This is a genomic window from Pseudomonas sp. P4_C4, from assembly GCF_056402055.1.
On the sequence record NZ_JBFUID010000007.1, the window covers coordinates 12,994 to 31,315 of the forward strand.

17 protein-coding genes and 1 pseudogene are annotated in these 18,322 nt (G+C 60.1%); 8 read left to right on the top strand and 10 right to left on the bottom strand.

Features of this window, described 5'->3' with window-relative positions:
* Window positions 1–236 precede the first annotated feature (236 nt).
* Window positions 237–1,256, top strand: a complete 1,020-nt coding sequence (locus AC1DXW_RS06000; RefSeq protein ID WP_477754483.1) for a hypothetical protein — start codon at window positions 237–239, stop codon at window positions 1,254–1,256.
* Between the two features lie 60 nt (window positions 1,257–1,316).
* On the opposite strand, the gene lapD is transcribed toward AC1DXW_RS06000, so the two are convergent.
* From lapD to AC1DXW_RS06020, 4 genes and pseudogenes are all read right to left on the bottom strand, one after another.
* Window positions 1,317–3,257 carry a cyclic di-GMP receptor LapD gene (gene lapD / locus AC1DXW_RS06005; protein ID WP_477759843.1) on the bottom strand — a complete coding sequence of 647 codons (1,941 nt, stop codon included), beginning with the start codon at window positions 3,255–3,257 and terminating at the stop codon, window positions 1,317–1,319.
* A gap of 43 nt (window positions 3,258–3,300) precedes the next feature.
* Window positions 3,301–3,891, bottom strand: a pseudogene (locus AC1DXW_RS06010) (transglutaminase-like cysteine peptidase); the annotation flags it as partial.
* Window positions 3,892–4,006: 115 nt separating this feature from the next.
* Window positions 4,007–4,402 carry a YbaN family protein gene (locus tag AC1DXW_RS06015; protein ID WP_477754481.1) on the bottom strand — a complete coding sequence of 132 codons (396 nt, stop codon included), beginning with the start codon at window positions 4,400–4,402 and terminating at the stop codon, window positions 4,007–4,009.
* Between the two features lie 10 nt (window positions 4,403–4,412).
* A complete protein-coding gene (locus tag AC1DXW_RS06020; RefSeq protein ID WP_007975277.1) occupies window positions 4,413–5,000 on the bottom strand; it encodes a UPF0149 family protein in 588 nt (195 codons plus the stop codon).
* Between the two features lie 394 nt (window positions 5,001–5,394).
* Between AC1DXW_RS06020 and recQ the strand changes: the two genes are divergently transcribed.
* The 4 genes from recQ (at window position 5,395) to AC1DXW_RS06040 (ending at window position 9,762) form a co-directional block, all read left to right on the top strand.
* A complete protein-coding gene (gene recQ, locus AC1DXW_RS06025) occupies window positions 5,395–7,521 on the top strand; it encodes a DNA helicase RecQ (protein WP_477754480.1) in 2,127 nt (708 codons plus the stop codon).
* A gap of 119 nt (window positions 7,522–7,640) precedes the next feature.
* Entirely contained in the window at window positions 7,641–8,075 is a 435-nt protein-coding gene (locus AC1DXW_RS06030; RefSeq protein ID WP_150724407.1) for a MarR family transcriptional regulator, read from the top strand.
* A gap of 127 nt (window positions 8,076–8,202) precedes the next feature.
* On the top strand, window positions 8,203–9,441 hold the full coding sequence (locus AC1DXW_RS06035; RefSeq protein WP_477754479.1) for a type IV pilus assembly protein FimV: 1,239 nt from the start codon (window positions 8,203–8,205) through the stop codon (window positions 9,439–9,441).
* 33 nt (window positions 9,442–9,474) lie between these two features.
* On the top strand, window positions 9,475–9,762 hold the full coding sequence (locus AC1DXW_RS06040; protein ID WP_477754478.1) for an Rdx family protein: 288 nt from the start codon (window positions 9,475–9,477) through the stop codon (window positions 9,760–9,762).
* Here AC1DXW_RS06040 and AC1DXW_RS06045 read toward each other — a convergent pair.
* Together AC1DXW_RS06045 and AC1DXW_RS06050 are read right to left on the bottom strand one after the other, a co-directional pair.
* Complete coding sequence (locus AC1DXW_RS06045) at window positions 9,756–10,649, bottom strand: DMT family transporter (protein WP_477754477.1); 894 nt, start codon at window positions 10,647–10,649, stop codon at window positions 9,756–9,758. The genes AC1DXW_RS06040 and AC1DXW_RS06045 overlap by 7 nt on opposite strands.
* 71 nt (window positions 10,650–10,720) lie before the next feature.
* A complete protein-coding gene (locus tag AC1DXW_RS06050) occupies window positions 10,721–11,485 on the bottom strand; it encodes an AraC family transcriptional regulator (protein WP_477754476.1) in 765 nt (254 codons plus the stop codon).
* Between the two features lie 134 nt (window positions 11,486–11,619).
* On the opposite strand from AC1DXW_RS06050, the gene AC1DXW_RS06055 reads away from it, so the two are divergent.
* Window positions 11,620–12,435, top strand: a complete 816-nt coding sequence (locus tag AC1DXW_RS06055) for a UDP-2,3-diacylglucosamine diphosphatase (protein ID WP_477754475.1) — start codon at window positions 11,620–11,622, stop codon at window positions 12,433–12,435.
* Between the two features lie 144 nt (window positions 12,436–12,579).
* Here the strand turns inward: AC1DXW_RS06055 and AC1DXW_RS06060 are convergent, their stop codons facing one another.
* Entirely contained in the window at window positions 12,580–13,170 is a 591-nt protein-coding gene (locus tag AC1DXW_RS06060; RefSeq protein WP_477754474.1) for an HD domain-containing protein, read from the bottom strand.
* 27 nt (window positions 13,171–13,197) lie between these two features.
* Complete coding sequence (locus AC1DXW_RS06065; protein ID WP_477754473.1) at window positions 13,198–13,509, bottom strand: Mpo1-like protein; 312 nt, start codon at window positions 13,507–13,509, stop codon at window positions 13,198–13,200.
* Window positions 13,510–13,669: 160 nt separating this feature from the next.
* On the opposite strand from AC1DXW_RS06065, the gene AC1DXW_RS06070 reads away from it, so the two are divergent.
* Window positions 13,670–14,731 (top strand): AraC family transcriptional regulator, encoded by a 1,062-nt coding sequence (locus tag AC1DXW_RS06070; protein WP_477754472.1) that lies wholly within the window; start codon window positions 13,670–13,672, stop codon window positions 14,729–14,731.
* On the opposite strand, the gene AC1DXW_RS06075 is transcribed toward AC1DXW_RS06070, so the two are convergent.
* On the bottom strand, window positions 14,688–16,142 hold the full coding sequence (locus tag AC1DXW_RS06075) for a TrkH family potassium uptake protein (RefSeq protein WP_477759844.1): 1,455 nt from the start codon (window positions 16,140–16,142) through the stop codon (window positions 14,688–14,690). The two genes, AC1DXW_RS06070 and AC1DXW_RS06075, sit on opposite strands and share 44 nt — an antisense overlap.
* Before the next feature lie 121 nt (window positions 16,143–16,263).
* On the opposite strand from AC1DXW_RS06075, the gene AC1DXW_RS06080 reads away from it, so the two are divergent.
* On the top strand, window positions 16,264–16,830 hold the full coding sequence (locus AC1DXW_RS06080; RefSeq protein ID WP_477754470.1) for an NAD(P)H nitroreductase: 567 nt from the start codon (window positions 16,264–16,266) through the stop codon (window positions 16,828–16,830).
* A gap of 37 nt (window positions 16,831–16,867) precedes the next feature.
* Here AC1DXW_RS06080 and AC1DXW_RS06085 read toward each other — a convergent pair whose 3' ends face one another.
* Window positions 16,868–18,205, bottom strand: coding sequence for a sensor histidine kinase (locus AC1DXW_RS06085; protein WP_477754469.1), 1,338 nt, complete (start codon window positions 18,203–18,205; stop codon window positions 16,868–16,870).
* Window positions 18,206–18,322 lie beyond the last annotated feature (117 nt).

Genomic DNA, 18,322 nt, shown 5'->3' on the forward strand with positions numbered 1-18,322 from the left:
TTGCTGTTGAGGGAAACGAAGTCAATTAAGGCTCGAAGTAGTCTGGGTGGCTACTGTCATAACTAATAGGTGTTTATTGTTTTTGGAGAGTGGGTGGCGTTACCAGCATGGAAAGGTGTTTTCTTATTGTGATTTATTCTGGTTTAACTGGTATTTTTGACGGTAGTGCTTATGTACATGTTTTTTTAGAGTGGTGTTTCTTCTTTTGAATACATTGCTTTTTAAGAGGTGGCATCATGACGGCGACAACAGCTTATTCAGGAGCTCAAAGTTCTCCCTGGGAACAGGTAAATTTTTTCATGAATGGTGAGCAAGTGTCGTGGAACTCGCCGAGTATCGGACTTCGTCGTGGGCAGTCAAATGAATTAATAGTCAAAGCGCCCTGGCTGAACGGAACTCAAATCAATCTGGGATTGGTGAATGACAACGGACTGGTCATCGGAGCCGAGCCAGCATTCGGTGATTGGGTGTCGATAAAGGACGGTGAAGCAAGTTGGAGGCTGACGCCGGAGAATTTAAGCGGGCGTGTCAGGCTGGTGTTCTTGAGCCGGGAGTTTGATCAGGTTCATGAGTTTCCGTGTTGGGTACTGTCGCCCAATCTGTCGGATGAAGGGTACGCGACATTGGGCGGCACCCTCATACCAACACCTGTAGGCCCGAAAGAGTTTTGGCCGGGTGTAAGCCAACACCTCAATTTTCGAGCTAACCCTGGGAGCCCCATTGCAGGCTTTCCACTGATGCTGAACTTTTCATTCAAAGAGCCCGGGTTACCCCACCCGCTGACCAGCAGCCCCCCCATATTGACCCAAACCACTGATCATCAATGGTATCTGACCGGCATAGAGGAGACTCGAGAGATAGAATTCAATCTCTTCATAACGGGCCAAGGGATGACACCGGTTAGAGTATTGGATTGCATCAGGCGCTCCTCAAACCTTTTGGATTATGCAACGATCAAGCTAAATGGAGTGGATGTTCCTGCTGGCGGAGCACGGTTCAAGGGCGGTGTATCAGAAACACTGAGTGTTGTTGCTAAACCGGGCAGCCCATCACTGGATTCAATGTATTTATTCTGGGAAAAAGGCGGTGGACAGCTCAATGAAAATTACTTTAAGAGCGATCCTGCCTTCACTTTTCCAAACGGCGGTTTGACTTGGAATATAACCTGCCCTGCGCAAACGCGTGGTGAGTTTGCGTTGAAAATTCAAAGACTTCATGGTGTCACAATGACCCGCTTTCGTTGTTTTCTGGAGTGATAAACCATGTAGTTTACGCGTTTGGGGATGGCCCCGTTGATTGGGTCATCCCCAAATACTTCACATCGGCTGCGGCGATCCGATCAAGCGCCCCGTTACGCCAAACACCCCCAGTGCCCTGATCACCTCCAACTCCCCCTGGGTTTCTACTTGCTCCGCAATCAATGGCAAATCGATGCTGTTGGTCGTCCGGTAAAGTGCCTCGATAAACAGCCGTTTATCAGGCTCCTCGTCAATGTTGCGAATGTAGGCCCCATCAATTTTCAGGTACGCCAGGCCCAATTGGGTGAGGTTGCCGATCTGACTGAAACGCCCGCCAAAATGTTGCAGACCGATTCGATAACCGGTGGCAAGCAGGCTGTGGCAAAAACGCTGCAGTTCTTCGGGGGACGGCAACTGGCGCTCGTCGATTTCCAGGGTCAGCAGCGGCGCCAGTTCCGCAAGTGAGTCGAGCAGGTCGAGGATTGTTCGCCATTGCACCGGGTCGCGCAGGGTGTTGCCGGACAGGCTCAGTGCCAAGGGCCTGCGGTTGAGCACCAGATCGTCCAGCGTGGCTTCGAGCATCGCCAGGTCGAACCGTGCCGACCAGCCGAGACGCTCGATCCACGGCAGGAAATGCCCGGCGGCAATCGCCTCGCCCTCTGGGTCGAGCAGGCGTGCGAGCACTTTGTGATGCAGCACGTGTTGGGTGTCGGCGCATTGCACGACGGGCTGGAAGTACAGCTGCATTTTGCCTTCGGTCAAGGCATCGTCGATCCAGGTGCGCCAGTCGTGCTGGGAGTGATTCGGCGCGGTGTCACGATGGCTCAAATGCACCCAGGGTCGCTCGGGATGTTGCCGGGATTCAGTCAGTGCCTGATCCAGGCGCAAGAGTACAGTGCTGATCGGCTCACCGGGGCGATAGGCGACAACGCCCAGATGGGCGACGGGCATGCAGTCGCTGGCGCCGGTCAGGCGCAGGTTCTCCAGGCTGACGCTGATATCTGAGGCCAGGCGAGCGGCATTTTCAGCGTCCAGACCCGGTGTCAGCAGGCTGAATTCGCCGCCACGATTGCGTGCCGCCAGCCAGGTGCGCCGTTCCGGCAATTGAGTCAGGCGCTTGAGCAATTCGCCCACGGCACTGATCAGCGCGTCAGTTCGTTGGCCACCCATTCGCTGGTTGAGCCCGTTCAGGTCGTTGATCCGCAACATCAGCAAATGACCATCGCGGCTCTGTTCGCACACGCGTAAATGGTCGGCCAGTTGCTCGTCGAGCAGGCGCCGGTTGGCCAGGCCGGTGAGGCTGTCCAGATAGGATTCGGCCCGCAGTTTTTCGCTGCGTGCGGCTTCTTCGGCGAACAGCGCCTTGAGCTTCTCGACCATCTGGTTCATCGCCAGCACCACCCGTTTCAGTTCCGGTGTACGCGGCAGTTTCGGCAGACTGAGAAACTCGCGTTTACTGATAGCTTCAGCCTGTCGGACCATGCTGTCGAGTGGGCGCAATTGCCGGCGCAGCATCCATCCTCCAATCACCGCACTGAACAGCCCGCACAACAGCAACCAGATCAGGCTGCCGAGGGTGCTGTCCCAGAGCTTGGCCAGGGCGAATTGCGGATTGCTCAGCACTTCGACCCGTGCCAGCTGTTCCCAGCTGCGCATGATCAAGGCATCGCCACCTTCCGGGCGCAGGTCGACCAGGTTGACGAACCAGTCAGGCGCACCGTCGATTTTCGTCGGTGCGCTGCGCTCCACCAGGGTTTGCTGATCCTTGAGCCTGATGATGCGGATGCTGCTGAAATAGCCACTGTCGAAAATCGAGCTGACCATCAGCTCCATCATGGCCGGGTCATCGACCTGTGCGGTCAGTGACAGCCCCAGCGCGGTGGCTGCGTCCTGGGCGTGGGCGCGCAGTTGACTGAGGGTTTGCTCGCGGGAGCTTTCCAGGCTGGCAAAAAAACTGCCGCTGAACGCCACCAACAGGAACAGGCAGATGGCCAGGAACAGCTGTTTACGCAATGTCATACATCGCTCCTTGCCATGGCGGTCAGCCGTCCCCTATGTCGAAGCCTTCGGCATTGAAGGCGTACACCGGTAGCAGGTCTTTGCGTTGGGACGCGGGGCGGATATCGCCGATCAGGTTGTCCAGTACCAGCGGGTCGGTCGTGGGGGGGCTGTAGAACGTCAGCACCCTATGCGCCTGGTTCTGACTCAGGGCCTTGACGTAGGTGATGCGCAGTTTTTCGCTGGGAATGCCGAGTCGGCGCAGGCTGAAGTATTTCGCCAGGGCATAGTCTTCGCAGTCGGCGGTGCCCTTGATCAGGGCTTCGACGGGGGTGGCCCAATAATCGGTCTGTTGCCAGATGCGCGTGTCGTCCTGAAAGTTCAGCTGCTGATTGAAGAAGCGGTTCACCGCGTTGAGTTGCTCAGGTTCGGGCGCGCCGCGTGCGCTCTGCAGCATTTGACTCCAGGCTTCGATCCGGCCTCGCGCCGGTCCCGGCGGGCCGTAGCGTTGTTCAACGGTTTGCAGAATCTGTGAAAAATCCCAGTCGGCCCGGACCCCGTTGAATGCAGTCAGTAGCAGACCAGCCAGCAGCATCCAGCCGCCGAGCCGAAGTCGGAGCGCTGGCCATCCTGGACTACGCAGACTGCGGGCCATGTCTGGCTGCTCGAGTGTAGATGGGGGAAGTTTAGGTGGAGTTTTTGCGGGGGGAGGGCAGGTCGTCGGGTCGGTACTCGCACTGGCTCTCTTGCCACAACAGTCCCGGGGAACTTCAGGATTTGCGCAGGGTTTTCTGCTTGAGGATGTAGACGGTCACGAGTACYGCACTGGTCAGCATGAAGCCCCGTGCCCAGGGCAGCGGCACCAGAAAGCAGGAGAACAGGATGCTCGCCCACATCAGGCCAATGGCGTAGACCTTGCCCCTGAGCGGAATGCCGTTACCGTCGAGGTAATCGCGGATCCATGGGCCAAGCTGGGGATGCTCGACCAGCCATTGATAAAAGCGCGGTGAACTGCGGGCAAAGCAGGCGGCCGCCAGCAGCAGGAAAGGGGTGGTGGGCAATACCGGCAGGAAAATCCCGATCACCCCCAGCGCCACGCTCAGCCAGCCGATGGCCAGCAGCACGTAGCGCAACATCAGGGGGCGGTTGCCTATGGGGTTGTCCATAGGCCGGATCTTAGTGGTGACGTGGCTTGAGAATCGCCGGCTTTTCGTCTGGAGCGTTGCACAGCAGGTACAGCGCGGTCAGGGCTTCCGGGATCTGCACGATCATGTCGTCCATCAGGTTGGCATCGGCGGCAATGTCGGAGAACTCCGGTTGCTCGTCGAACAGGCCCGAACCGACCATGATCGGCAGCAGCATTTCGCTGACTTCGTCTTCGGCGGTTTCGAACCAGGCTTCTTCACGCAGGAACACACCTTCCATGAAACCGATGCACCAGCCGCGCAGTTCGGAATCATCCGGGTCGTCGCCCAGGTCGAGGTCGCACGGCAGCTCGAACTCTTCGTCGGAGGCCAGTTGGCGGGCGATGTGGGCCTTGAGGCCGATCAGCGTGGCTTCGATCTCTTCGCGCTGGGCTTCGCCGCTGTAGTGCGGCTCTTCGGCGAAGAGGGCATCGATCCATTCACGGTCCGGAACGACTTCGGAGCAGATCGACAGCGCAGTGAGGTAGCCGTGGGCGGCCACGTAGTCCAGCGCCTCGTCATGCAGTTCATCAGCATCGAGGAAGACTTGCAGGCGGGTTAGTTGCTCAGCGAAGGACATTAAAGGGCTACCTTGGGGAATGTTCGATGCGGGAATTCTAGGCCTTCTTGAGCACTTGGGCCAGCCGCACGGCATATTTGCTCCTGGCCTCTTCTCGTAGGAGCTGCCGAAGGCTGCGATCTTTTGACTTGGCTTTTAAAAAATCAGATCAAAAGATCGTCCGAACGCGGCCCGAGCCTTCGGCAGCTCCTACAGAGGATCATGTCCATTCCCTCTTATCGGCGGCACCCTTTGCCGGACGGGGCTCGGGTATACTCGCGCGTTTTGTGATGCCCTGCTGGCGTCACGGCTGAAATGTGAAGCGTCATGCAATGTGCACTTACGATTTGTCGGTGCAGCGTCGCGGGTTCTGAACCAGCCTTGCAGGGATGTTTCGGTGATTTTTGGAGTTTCTATGCTCGAACAGGCTCAACGCGTCCTCAAGGACATCTTCGGCTACGACAGTTTCCGTGGCCGCCAGGGTGCAATCATTGAGCGTGTGGCCAGTGGTGGCGATGCCCTGGTCCTGATGCCTACCGGTGGCGGCAAGTCCCTGTGCTTCCAGGTCCCGGCGCTGTTGCGCGAAGGCCTGGCGGTGGTGGTCTCGCCGCTGATCGCACTGATGGACGATCAGGTCGCCACCCTCGAAGAGCTGGGCGTGGCGGCCGCCGCGTTGAACTCCACCCTCAGCGCCGAGCAGCAGCGCGACCTGGCTGTCCGTATCCGCCGCGGTGAAGTGAAGATGCTCTATCTGGCGCCTGAACGTCTGGTCCAGCCGCGCATGCTGTCCTTCCTGCAGGGGCTGGACATCGCCCTGTTCGCCATCGACGAAGCCCACTGCGTGTCGCAATGGGGCCACGACTTCCGTCCGGAATACCTGCAATTGGGCCAGTTGGCGGAAATGTTCCCCGACGTGCCGCGCATCGCCCTGACCGCCACGGCCGACAAGCGCACCCGGGAAGAAATCGTCACCCGGTTGCACCTGCAAGACGCCGAGCGCTTCCTGTCGAGTTTCGACCGGCCGAACATCTTTTATCGCATCGTGCCCAAGGAGCAGCCGCGCAAGCAGTTGCTGGCGTTCCTCGCCGAACGCCGCAGCGATGCCGGCATCGTGTATTGCCTGTCGCGCAAGAAGGTCGAGGAAGTCGCAGCATTCCTCAGCGAGCAAGGCTTCCCGGCGCTGCCATACCACGCCGGCCTGCCCAACGATATGCGCGCCTACCATCAGAAACGCTTCCTCAACGAGGAAGGCCTGATCATGGTCGCCACGGTGGCGTTCGGCATGGGCATCGACAAGCCCAACGTACGTTTTGTCGCGCATCTCGATTTGCCGAAATCCCTCGAAGCCTACTATCAGGAAACCGGTCGTGGCGGCCGTGACGGCCTGCCGGCGGATGCCTGGATGGCTTACGGCCTGCAAGACGTGGTGATGCTCAAGCAGATGCTGCAGAACTCCGAAGGCGACGAGCGCCACAAGCGCCTGGAGCAGCACAAGCTCGACGCCATGCTCTCGCTCTGCGAAGAAACCCGCTGCCGTCGGCAAACGCTGCTGGCCTACTTTGACGAAGACATGCCCGAGCCTTGCGGTCATTGCGACAACTGCGTCGACGGCGTGCAGACCTGGGATGCCACCGAGCCTGCGCGTCAGGCGCTGTCGGCGATCTACCGCACCGGTCAGCGCTACGGGGTCGGGCACCTGGTGGATGTACTGCTCGGCAAGGACAACGAAAAGGTCCGCAACTTCGGTCATCAGCATCTGTCGGTGTTTGGTGTCGGCAAGGCGAGGGCCGAAGGCGAGTGGCGCTCCCTGTTCCGCCAATTGGTGGCTCGCGGTCTGGCCGATGTTGACCATGAGGGCTATGGCGGTCTGCGTCTGAGTGATACGTGTCGGCCGCTACTCAAAGGTGAAGTGACCCTGGAACTGCGCCGCGACCTCAAGGCGCAAACCGTGGCGAAAAGCAGCAAGAGCCAGGCGAGCCAGCTGGTCCGTGGCGAGGAGCGCGAACAGTGGGAAGCCTTGCGCGCCTTGCGGCGCAAGCTCGCCGAAGAACATGGCGTGCCGCCGTACGTCATCTTCCCCGATTCGACTTTGCTGGAGATGCTGCGCAGCCAGCCGACCTCGCTGGCGGAAATGGCCACGGTCAGCGGCGTCGGCGCGCGCAAGCTGGAGCGCTACGGCGAGGCCTTCCTCGAAGTGCTCGGCGGCCAGGTCGAGGCACCGAAAGTGGTGGCCGACGTACGTCACGAACTGATCACTCTGGCGCGGGCCGGGATGACGCCGGTGCAGATCGCCGGTCAGTTGCAGTGCTCTGAAAAGAACGTCTACACCATGCTGGCCGAAGCGATCGGCAAGCAGCAGTTGTCGTTGGAGCAGGCACTGGATCTGCCTGAAGACCTGATGGGCGAAGTCCAGGACGCCTTCCTCGACGGCGAAGGCGAATTGCCGCCGGTTTCCGAGATCGCCGCGCTGTTTGCAGGCAGGGTGCCGGAAGGGGTGTTGTACTGCGTTCGGGCGGCGTTGCAGTCGGAATTCGAGATTTGAGACATCTGTAGTGCTGATGTAACGATTCAGTACAGATCAAGCCTTGCCTCAAGTCGAGGCTCATGCTTAGCTGACTAATAATTAGTTTTTATTTATTTCAGTCTAATCATGAGTGTTTTATGCCGTTAACCGATCAACACCGCTTTGGCATGCAATTGGCCCAGATGTCCCGTGGCTGGCGTGCCGAACTGGACCGCCGTCTGGCGGGCATGGGCTTGTCCCAGGCGCGCTGGCTGGTGCTGCTGCACCTGGCGCGTTTCGATGAAGCACCGACCCAGCGTGAACTGGCACAAAGCGTCGGTGTCGAAGGCCCGACCCTGGCCCGTTTGCTCGACAGCCTGGAAAGCCAGGGCCTGGTGCAACGCCAGGCGGTGCTCGAAGACCGTCGGGCGAAGAAAATCGTGCTTTGCGCGCCGGCGCGTCCCCTGATCGAACAAATTGAAACCATTGCCACGCAACTGCGTCACGAACTGTTCGAAGGCGTCGATGAGGCGGATTTGAAGGTGTGCATGCGGGTTCACGGGCATATCCTGGGCAACCTTGAAAAATCTTGAGGCATAACCGAACGCCAGGCTTCTGAGAGACCGCATTGGGCAGACTATAAGAACTACTCGGCAATATCGTGTTCGTAACGGATGTACGAACGCGTACGGGTAATTTCTGTGAATCTCAAGGATGCTCATGCTCAAGTGCTGGCGATTGGTTTTACGCGGTGGTTCTCAGTGGTTGCTGGCCGGGGCCGCTGTCACTTATTCGACATGGGCGCCTGCACTGGGCCTGGGTGAAATCACCCTGCATTCGGCGCTGAATCAACCGCTGCGTGCCGATATTGCACTGGTGGATGCGGCTGGCCTGGAAGAGAACGAGCTGTCGGTGAGTCTGGCAGCGGCAGACGAGTTCAGCCGTGCCGGGGTCGACCGGGTTTTTTTCCTCAATAACCTGAAGTTCACCCCGGTCCTGCGCGGTAATCGCAGCGTGATCCAGGTGACCTCCAGCAAACCGGTCAGTGAACCCTTCCTGAATTTCCTCGTGCAACTCGATCAACCCAACGGTCGGTTATTACGCGAGTACACGGTACTGATCGATCCGCCGGGTTCGCCAGGCGTTGTTCCCGCCGCCGATGAACCGGTTTTCAGTTCCCCGGCGTCCGCATTCCCCAGTGTTCAACCGGTCGTACCGCCGTCACCCGTGGCCAAGACGACGTCAGAAACGGACGTCCCCGTGGTTGATCCCGCAGTCGAACAACTGGCCGTCAGCGCCCTGCAAAACCACAGTTTGCAAACCACTGTCGATGAGCTCAACGAGAAGCTTCAAGGCCAGGATGAGCTGATCACCGGCCAGAAAAAACAGTTGGCCGAACTGCAAACCCAACTGGCGGAGCTCAAGAAGGTAAAGGCGCAACCCGTTGCTAGCGACGCGGTGACGCCAGCCCCCGCCGTTGCTGAAAGTCCCGGGATTGGCTGGCTGCCGATTGCCGGCGTGTCAGCGCTGATGGCGTTGCTGGCGCTGGGCTGGTTAGTTCGCCACCGACGCCAGCAGCATCAGGCCACAACTTCAGAGATGCTGTCGTCGCAGCATGAACCGTTGGCGGAGCTTTTTACCGAGCCTGTCACGTGGCCCACCGTCAGGCAATCAGTCGCGGTGCCGGCCAACGATGAGCTTGAGCGGGTCGATAGCCATCGCTCCATCGCGGGCGCAGCTGCCGTGGCGGTGGTTCCTGGTTTGGCGATATCCGGCGAATCCGCCGCTGACGATGAGTACCGGCTCAACCTGGAGGAGTTGTCCATGGTGTCGAGTTGGGACGTGATCAGCCCAAACGAGAACCAGCAGTCGGCTGCTCTGGCCATGATCGAGCCTGCGTTCGAATTGGAGGCGCAACCCGCTTCGCCGTTCCGGCAGCCTCCGGTCGGGCTATCATAGTGGCGTCGTCAAACTCTGGAGTTACGCCCCATCATGACCGTCAGCAAACCGGAAATCGTCATCACCTATTGCACGCAATGCCAGTGGTTGTTGCGTGCGGCCTGGCTGGCCCAGGAACTGCTCAGCACCTTTGGTGATGACCTGGGCAAAGTCTCCCTGGTGCCGGGCACCGGCGGGGTCTTTCATGTTTACTGTGACGCTGTGCAGATCTGGGAGCGCAAGGCGGACGGTGGCTTCCCTGAGGCCAAAGTGCTCAAGCAGCGGGTCCGCGACCAGATCGACCCGGACCGCGACCTGGGGCACAACGACCGCACTCAGTGAGACGCGGCCTCGGCTGTAACGGCTTTCTTGCTTGTGCCACTTGAGAACCTGCTGGACACCACAATCGCCACAATGATCAGAGCGCCCCCCAGCAACATGCGCAGGGTCGGGTTTTCGTTGAACAGCAACCAGGCGACGGTGATGCCGTAGACCGGCTCCAGGGCGAACACCACGGCGGCGGTGCGTGCCTTGATCACCGCGAGGCTGGCGACGAACAGGCTGTGGGCGACACCGGTACAGAACACACCGAGCAGGCCGATCCACAGCCAGTCGATGGCACGCACTTCGCTCAATTGAGGCGCCGCCACCGGCAGCAGGCACAGGGCAACCACCACGTTCTGGCACAGTGCCGCCTGCACGGGCGGGACGCGCCCGGAGCTGGCACGGTTGGTCAGCGACAACAGGGCGAACAACAACCCGGAACCCACGGCCCACAGCAGACCGGTGGTGGCGCCGCTGGCCAGGTCAAAATCAGGCGTGACCAGCACCAGCCCGATACTCACCAGCAGCACCAGCACGATCTCATTGGCGTGAATGCGCTCGCGGAAGATCAGCCCTTCGAGGATCACGGTAAAGGCCGGGAAACTGGCGAAGCCGAGCGTCGCAATCGCCACGCCTGCGACTTTCACCGCAATGAAGAAACTCACCCAGTGCCCGGCCAGCAACAAGCCGCTGAGCAGCAGTCGACGCCAGTCCACGGCCTCGAGTTTCTGCCAGCGCGTCTGGCTGGCGAACCGTGCAAAAAACGCCAGCGCAAGCACGGCAAAAGCGGCGCGGCCGAAAACGATGATCGCCGGTGATGCGGCAGCCAGTTTGCCGAACACGCCGGTCAGACCGAACATCAATGCGCCGATATGCAGGGCGCCAAGGGCGGTACGGGGAGTCATTGCAATCCTTGACGACAAACGAATAGAGGCATCATTGAAGCGCGTAATCGCCCATCAAGTCTGTCGGCAGACTATCGTCCTTTGTCGCCAGCCTCGCGCCGCAGTTTCCCGGGCGATGCCCCGAACTCGCGCAACACCGCCGCCGCAAAGGCACTCTGGGAACTGTAGCCGACGCGGCTGGCAATCTCGCCGATGGGCAGCGCCGAGTTGCGCAGCAAGCCCACCGCGATGTGCAGGCGGCGGCTGCGGATGTAGTCCATCGGCGTCTGCCCGCACTCGGCCACGAACCGCGCATGCAAACGGGCACTGGAAAGGCCGGCCACCCGGGCCAGATCGGCCACTTGCAGCGGGTACGCCGCATACTGATCGATGTGTGCATTCAGCGCGGCATAGGGCAGGCGCCGACCGCCGACGGTGTCGGGCCTGGCGTTGTTGAGACTGGCCAGTAGCAGCACCGCGCCTTGTTGTGCAATCAGCGGATCATCGACCGGACTGTTCGCCAGCCAACTGACCAATTGGCTTTGCCCGGCATCCAGTGATAGTCGGCCGGCGTTGTCGAGCAAGCGCCGGCTGGACTCGGCGTGATCGCCCAACGACTGGGCAACCCATTGTTCGCCGGGCACATCCAGTACCAGGCAGCGGCTGCCATTGGGGCTGCCACACGCATGATGAGCGCCCGACGGTATCACCACGAAACTCTGTTGCACCACCTGACTACCACGGCCGTCAACCTCGAAATCCAGGGCGCCCGAAAGCCCGAACACCAATTGCGCGTGGTCGTGGCTGTGGACGATCAGGTCATGGCTGTATTGGCGAAGCGTGAGGATCGGTCTCATCGCAGGTCTCCCGGTTCAGGGCGTCAGTCTACACCGAGCGGGCCTGCAAGCGCTGTCACAGGACTGACTTGACGCTGTCATGGACGATTAACCGGGCCGGGGCAGACTTGGCAAAACTTGCCAGAGGGTTGCCCATGACCAGCGCCGAGCTCGCCAAACCCACCCGTAAGCAACGCGTACGGACTTTATGGATTTCCGACGTGCATTTGGGCACCCGGGATTGCCAGGCTGAACACCTGTCGCAGTTTCTCAAGAGCTACCACGCGGACAGAATCTACCTGGTCGGCGACATCATCGACGGCTGGAAGCTGCGCGGCGGCATGTACTGGCCACAAGCGCATACCAACGTGATCCGTCGCCTGTTGACCATGAGCAAGCGTGGCACTGAGGTGATCTACGTCACCGGTAATCATGACGAATTCCTGCGCCGTTATTCGAAGCTGATCCTGGGCAATATCCAGCTGGTGGACGAAGCCGTGCACGTCACCGCCGACGGCCGGCATCTGCTGGTAATCCATGGCGACCAGTTCGATGTGATCACCCGTTACCATCGCTGGCTGGCCTTTCTCGGTGACTCGGCCTACGAATTCACCCTGACCCTCAACCGCTGGCTCAATCATTGGCGCGCGCGATATGGCTACGGCTACTGGTCGCTGTCGGCCTACCTCAAGCACAAGGTGAAAACCGCGGTCAGCTTTATCAGCGACTTCGAAGAAGCCATCGCCCATGAATGCGTCAAGCGCGAGCTGCACGGCGTGGTGTGCGGGCACATTCACCATGCCGAGATTCGCAAGGTCGGCGAGGTGGACTACCTCAATTGCGGCGACTGGGTGGAGTCGTGCACCGCGCTGATCGAGCATTGGGATGGTTCGATCGAGCTGTACCGGTTGGCGGATGCCCAGGCGCGCGAGGCGCAGTTGAAGGCGGCCAGGGTCACCGAGCTGGCTTGATGATCACTGTGCCTGTGCGGGCCTCATCGCGAGCAGGCTCGCTCCTACAGTAGATCTGTAGCGAACACATATTCTGTGGACGCCGCAAAACCTGTGGGAGCGAGCCTGCTCGCGATGGACCGCGAAGCGGTCCCGCTGGATCTGTCAGACCGGCGCGTGCTCTTCCATCGCCGCCTTGTAGATCGAACTCCTGGGGTGCGCAAACAAGCGCTCCATCATCGGTTCGAAAAAGCTCAACGGCAGCGTGTCGTACGCCGGGTCAAACGCCGCCGCATCGTACCTGGCACAGAACTCGACGGTCGCCTGGTACTGCGGATGGTCCTGGAATTGCTCACGCAGATGCCTATCCATACCCAGGTGATGGAAGAAGTAGTAGCCCTGGAAAATCCCGTGCTTTTCCACCATCCACAGGTTCTCGGCGCTGACGAATGGCTTGAGGATCGCCGCCGCGATGTCCGGGTGGTTGTAGGAGCCCAGGGTGTCGCCGATGTCATGGAGCAGGGCACAGACCACGTACTCCTCGTCGCGACCATCGCGCCAGGCGCGGGTGGCGGTTTGCAGGGAGTGGCTCAGGCGATCCACCGGGAACCCGCCGAAATCACCCTCCAGTAACTTCAGGTGCGCCACAATCCGTGCAGGCAATTGTCTTGCGTAGGCACTGAAGTCCGCGGCAATGATCGCCCAGTCTTCCTGCGTGCCGTCCTTCATGTGGGTGAAGCGGGCATTGGCATTCATAGGCAACTCTCTGGTGACGGATGTCAGCTAGAACGGAACGCGCCCCATAAGCATGTCCCGGTACATGACAAAATCGCCGAGCAGGCTATAGAAGGGGTGTTGGAACGTTGCCGGGCGGTTCTTCTCGAAGAAGAAATGCCCGACCCAGGCAAAGCTGTAACCTGCCAGCGGCAGGGTCCACAACAGCATCCATGCTCCGCGACCAATGGTCAGCGACAGAATCAAGATAACCAGCGTCGTGCCGATAAAGTGTAAACGGCGACAGGTGCTGTTGCTGTGCTCGCTGAGGTAGTAAGGGTAGAACTCAGCGAAGCTGTTGAAGCGTTTGACGTTTTCCACGACAGCGATCTCTGTGGTTATTGTTCTTGCTGCAAGTTGTTCTGCGGGTAGCTTATTTGAGTCTAGAGTGATCAATGGCATCAGCCAGTGACAATAGGCGCCACTTTAGTATCCTTCGGTCAATAGCCGTCGCATGCGGCTCACCAAGTTAGAAAACGCCATGAGCGAACGAACGACTTCTGCAAGCTGGGCGATGGGGATTGTCAAAGCGCTGGAGATGGACGGCCTGGATTGCCGGGTTCTGTTCACACAGCTGGGGCTCGACTACGCGGCACTGGATGATCCGGATGCACGCTTCCCGCAAGACTCCATGACGCGGTTGTGGCAACGCGCGGTCGAGCTGTCCGGCAACCCGGCCATCGGCCTGAACATGGGCAAGGTGGTGCGACCGGCGCAGTTTCATGTGACCGGTTACGCCTTGATGTCCAGTCAGACCCTGGCCGAAGGCTTTCAGCGTCTGGTGCGCTATCAGCGGATCATCGCCGAAAGTGCCGACCTGAGTTTCAAGCTGCTGGAAGAAGACTACGCGTTGATTCTGACGGTACATGGCGACCATCTGCCGCCAACCCGGCAAAGCGCCGAAGCTTCACTGGCCTGTGCCTTGGCGCTGTGCGGGTGGTTGACCGGGCGTACGTTGCATCCACGCAAAGTGTTGTTGCAAGGCGCCGAGCCGGTCAACCTTGAACCCTATAGACAAGCCTTTCATGCACCGCTGCTGTTCAACGCGCCTTACGATGCGCTGATTTTCGAACGCGCGGACATGGAAGCGCCCCTGCCGACGGCCAACGAGGCCATGGCCTTGCTGCATGACCGCTTTGCCGGCGAGTACCTGACGCGCTTTTCCGAAAGCCGCGTGACCCACCAGGCGCGGCAGGTGTTGTGTCGCCTGTTGCCACAGGGCGAGCCCAAGCGCGACACCGTGGCGCAGACGCTGCATTTGTCCCAGCGCACCTTGCAACGGCGTTTGCAGGAAGAGGGCACGAGTTTTCAGGTGCTGCTGGACGATACCCGGCGTGAACTGGCCGAGCAGTACCTGGCGCAACCGACCATGACCTTGCTGGAAATCGCCTACTTGCTGGGGTTCGCCGATCCGAGCAACTTCTTCCGTGCTTTCCGCCGCTGGTTCGATGCCACACCCGGCGAGTACCGGATGCGGCTGATGCAAATATCTGAAGCGGTCAATGACGCCAAAATGCCGGAATACACAGCACAAACACCGTAATGATCTCCAGTCGGCCCAGCAGCATGCCAAACGACAGAATCCACTTGGCGGCATCCGGCAGGGTGGCGAAGTTGCCCGCCGGGCCGATGGTTTCGCCGAGCCCCGGGCCGACACCGGACACGGTGCTGGCCGCGCCGGTCAGGGCGGTCATCCAGTCCACGCCGAGCAGCGACAGCAGCAGCGCAATCACACAGATGGTGATTGCGAAGAAAAACGAAAAGGTCAGGATCGAGCGCACGATTTCTTCGTCGAGGCGGTGACCGTTGTACTTCTGCTTGATCACCGCTCGCGGGTGGATCAGTTGGTTAAGGTTGGCCTTGAGCAGGATATAGGCCACCTGGAAGCGGAAAATCTTGATACCGCCCGCGGTCGAGCCGGAGCAACCGCCGACAAACCCCAGATAGAAGAACAGCATCAGCGAGAAATTGCCCCACAAGCTGTAGTCCCCCAGTGCGAAACCGGTCGTCGTCACCACCGACGTCACGTTCAGCGCCACATGCCGCAGTGCTTCCAGCCAATGCAGCTTGGTGGTCCACCAGTACCAGGTACCGAGCACCAGCCAGGTCACCAGCAGCATGCCGAGCAGGCCTTGAACCTGTTCATCCTTGATCAGCGCCCGGCGGTTACCACGCAACATGGCGACATACAGGGTGAACGGCAGGGCACCGAGAATCATGATGACGATCGCGACCCAATGCACCGCAGGCTCCGGCCACTTGGCCAAAGACTGGTCGGAGGTGGAGAAGCCGCCGGTGGAAATCGCCGACATCGCATGGTTGATCGCATCGAACAGGCTCATCCCGGCCCACCAGAACGCCAGGCTGCCGACAATGGTAATGCCGACGTACGCCGCCACGATCAGGCGCGCCACCATGTGCGAGCGGGGCATGACTTTTTCCGAGCGGTCCGACGATTCGGTTTGGAACAGCCGCATGCCACCGATGCGCAACAGCGGCAGGATCGCCACCGCCATGCCGATAAAGCCGATGCCGCCGAGCCAGTGCAGCAACGAGCGCCACATCAGGATGCCGGGGGACATGGTGTCCAGGCCKCTGAGCACGGTCGAGCCGGTGGCGGTGATGCCGGACATGCTTTCGAAGAAGGAGTCGGTGTAGCTGATGTGCTGGGTCAGCAGGAATGGCAGCGCGGCGAAGATGCACACCACCAGCCAGCTGCTGACGGTCAGCAGGTACATGTCCCGGGGGCGCAGGTGAATGTGCTCGGGGCGCCCCGGAATCACCAGCGCCAATCCGGCGACAAAGGTGATCATGCTGGCCCAGAGGAACGACGGCAGGTCGCTGGTGCGGTCGAAAATGACCAGCGTGGCCATGGGCACGACCATGGAAATCGCCAGCGTGATCAAGAAGATGCCGATAATGAAACCAATGATCCGTAAGGTCGGCAACGCCATGAGGTCCGCTCGGCTGATAGTGGAAAGGGCGCCATTCTACCCGCGAGGCAGGGCATGTAAACCGGCACTGCTGCGGCAGTTACCGCTAGAATAGCCGCACAAATTTTTCAGGAGGTGGCCGATGCAGGCTCTCGACGCTTTGCTCAACCGTGTTTCCGTTCCACGACTGATTGACCCAGCGCCCACTGCCGAGCAGCGCGAAGTGCTGTTCGGCGCCGCCATGCGCGCCCCGGATCACGGTCACTTGCAGCCTTGGCGTTTCCTGACGGTGGAAGGCGCGGCGCGCGAGCAATTGGGCGAGTTGCTGGCCGAAGCGGCGAAGCTTTCGGACAGCGAAGTCAGCGAAGCAGCCATCGACAAGGCACGCAATGGTCCGCTGCGGGCACCGCTGGTGGTAGTGGTGATTGCGCGGTTGCAGGATCACGTCAAGTATCCGAAGTCCGAGCAGTTGCTGGCGGCAGGCTGTGCGGCCCACGGGATTTTGCTGGCAGCGTATGCGCAGGGCATCGGTGCGGTGTGGCGTACCGGTGACCTGGCTTATTCGCCCCATGTGGCCAAGGGGTTGGGCTTGGCGGAGGGGGAAGAGGTGATTGCTTTCCTGTATCTGGGCACACCGCAGAAAGAACCGCGTGTGGCCGAGAAAGTCGACCTGGCCGAATTCGTCAGCGCCTGGCCGGGTAAAGCCTAAAAATCAACATTCTTTTTACATCATCACTACTTTAAGGTTATACGACAGCCCCTGGCACCAACGGCAATTCCAGGCTGGCAATGAACCCGCCCTCCGGGTGATTGGCCAGCACCAGGCTGCCACCATGGCGCTCCGCCGCGCGGCGGGCGATGGCCAGGCCCAGGCCATGTCCGGCCGCGGTCTGCCCCGGTGCCCGATAGAACGGCTCACCGAGCTGGTTCAAATATTCGGCACTGACACCCGGCCCGTGATCGCGCACGGTCACGACGATCCGCTCACCCTGACGCAGCGCCTGCATTTCGATCGGCAGGCCACCCACCGGATTGAAGCGCTGGGCGTTGCGCAGCAAGTTGTCGACGGCCCGTTCGATCATGGTCGGCCAGCCCTTCAGATTCAGTTGCGACTCGGCTTCAAGGTGGACGAGCTGCTCGGGTGAACCGAGTTGTGCATCCTTTTGCAGGGTATTGAGCAAGGCGTTCAGATCCACCTCTTCCGCACCGGCGTTATCGGAGTCGACCCGCGCCAGAACCAGGATTTCGCTGATCAGCGCCTCCAGTCGGTCGCACTCGCGGGTCAGGCGCGGCCAGAGCTGTTCCCGTTCTTGCGGAGTGGCCCGTTCGGCCAGCGCCAGCGCGATGCGCAGGCGGGCGAGGGGCGAACGCAGTTCATGGGATACATCCCGCAGCAGTTGCCGCTGACTGCCAATCAGGCTTTGCAGGCGTGCGCCCATGCGGTTGAAATCGTTGGCAAGGACGCCGAACTCGTCACGACGGTTGGCCAGCTTGACCAGACTGTTCTGTTGATACGTGGTTTGTCCCAGGTCATGCACCGCTCCGCGCAGACGGCTGAGCGGGCGAGTGATGGAAAAGGTCACCAGCAGGCTGAACAGAGTCAGTACCACCAAGGCGATTCCCAGCGCACTCAGCGGCCAGAGCAGGCTTTCACGATGCCAGGCGTCCAGTTCCGGGTGCGGAATGCGGTAGATGAACAGGAAGGTGTCACCGGTTTTTTCGCTGGTGAACTCATCGGTCAGACGCCGCCATGGCAGGCGCCGGTCCTCGTTGTTCTGGCGCGCCTCAAAGGCCGCCGCACGTTTCGGGAAAGTGCCGCGCACCACCGGATCGCCGCTTTCGTTAAGTACCTGAACGTCGATGTGATACTGGCGTTTGCGTTGCTGGAGAATGTCCTGGGCGGCATCTTCGCCCTGACTTTCGTAGGTTTGCGTCCACTGTTCGGCCAGTGTGTTGAGGCCCGGGTGGCGGCTGAGAATCCAGGCGTCCTGGTTGAGCATGTGCCCGAGCAGGATGGAAAGCCCGGCAACCAGAGCGATGGCCAGCCAGAAGCTGGCCAGGATACGCCAGAACAATGAACGCACGGAAAATCCTCAAGCAAGCGCAAAATTCTATGTAGGAGCGAGCTTGCTCGCGATGGACGTCAACGATAACGCGCGGCATCAGGCGGCACGTGTTGTCTATTCGTTTTTCGCGAGCAA

What these genes read in the sequence shown, in the direction of transcription:
- AC1DXW_RS06000 (WP_477754483.1), top strand. Translation starts at nt 237, where the DNA reads ATGACGGCGACAACAGCTTATTCAGGAGCTCAAAGTTCTCCCTGGGAA.
- lapD (WP_477759843.1), bottom strand. Translation starts at nt 3,257, where the DNA reads ATGACATTGCGTAAACAGCTGTTCCTGGCCATCTGCCTGTTCCTGTTG.
- AC1DXW_RS06020 (WP_007975277.1), bottom strand. Translation starts at nt 5,000, where the DNA reads ATGTCCTTCGCTGAGCAACTAACCCGCCTGCAAGTCTTCCTCGATGCT.
- recQ (WP_477754480.1), top strand. Translation starts at nt 5,395, where the DNA reads ATGCTCGAACAGGCTCAACGCGTCCTCAAGGACATCTTCGGCTACGAC.
- AC1DXW_RS06030 (WP_150724407.1), top strand. Translation starts at nt 7,641, where the DNA reads ATGCCGTTAACCGATCAACACCGCTTTGGCATGCAATTGGCCCAGATG.
- AC1DXW_RS06035 (WP_477754479.1), top strand. Translation starts at nt 8,203, where the DNA reads ATGCTCAAGTGCTGGCGATTGGTTTTACGCGGTGGTTCTCAGTGGTTG.
- AC1DXW_RS06040 (WP_477754478.1), top strand. Translation starts at nt 9,475, where the DNA reads ATGACCGTCAGCAAACCGGAAATCGTCATCACCTATTGCACGCAATGC.
- AC1DXW_RS06045 (WP_477754477.1), bottom strand. Translation starts at nt 10,649, where the DNA reads ATGACTCCCCGTACCGCCCTTGGCGCCCTGCATATCGGCGCATTGATG.
- AC1DXW_RS06050 (WP_477754476.1), bottom strand. Translation starts at nt 11,485, where the DNA reads ATGAGACCGATCCTCACGCTTCGCCAATACAGCCATGACCTGATCGTC.
- AC1DXW_RS06055 (WP_477754475.1), top strand. Translation starts at nt 11,620, where the DNA reads ATGACCAGCGCCGAGCTCGCCAAACCCACCCGTAAGCAACGCGTACGG.
- AC1DXW_RS06060 (WP_477754474.1), bottom strand. Translation starts at nt 13,170, where the DNA reads ATGAATGCCAATGCCCGCTTCACCCACATGAAGGACGGCACGCAGGAA.
- AC1DXW_RS06070 (WP_477754472.1), top strand. Translation starts at nt 13,670, where the DNA reads ATGAGCGAACGAACGACTTCTGCAAGCTGGGCGATGGGGATTGTCAAA.
- AC1DXW_RS06080 (WP_477754470.1), top strand. Translation starts at nt 16,264, where the DNA reads ATGCAGGCTCTCGACGCTTTGCTCAACCGTGTTTCCGTTCCACGACTG.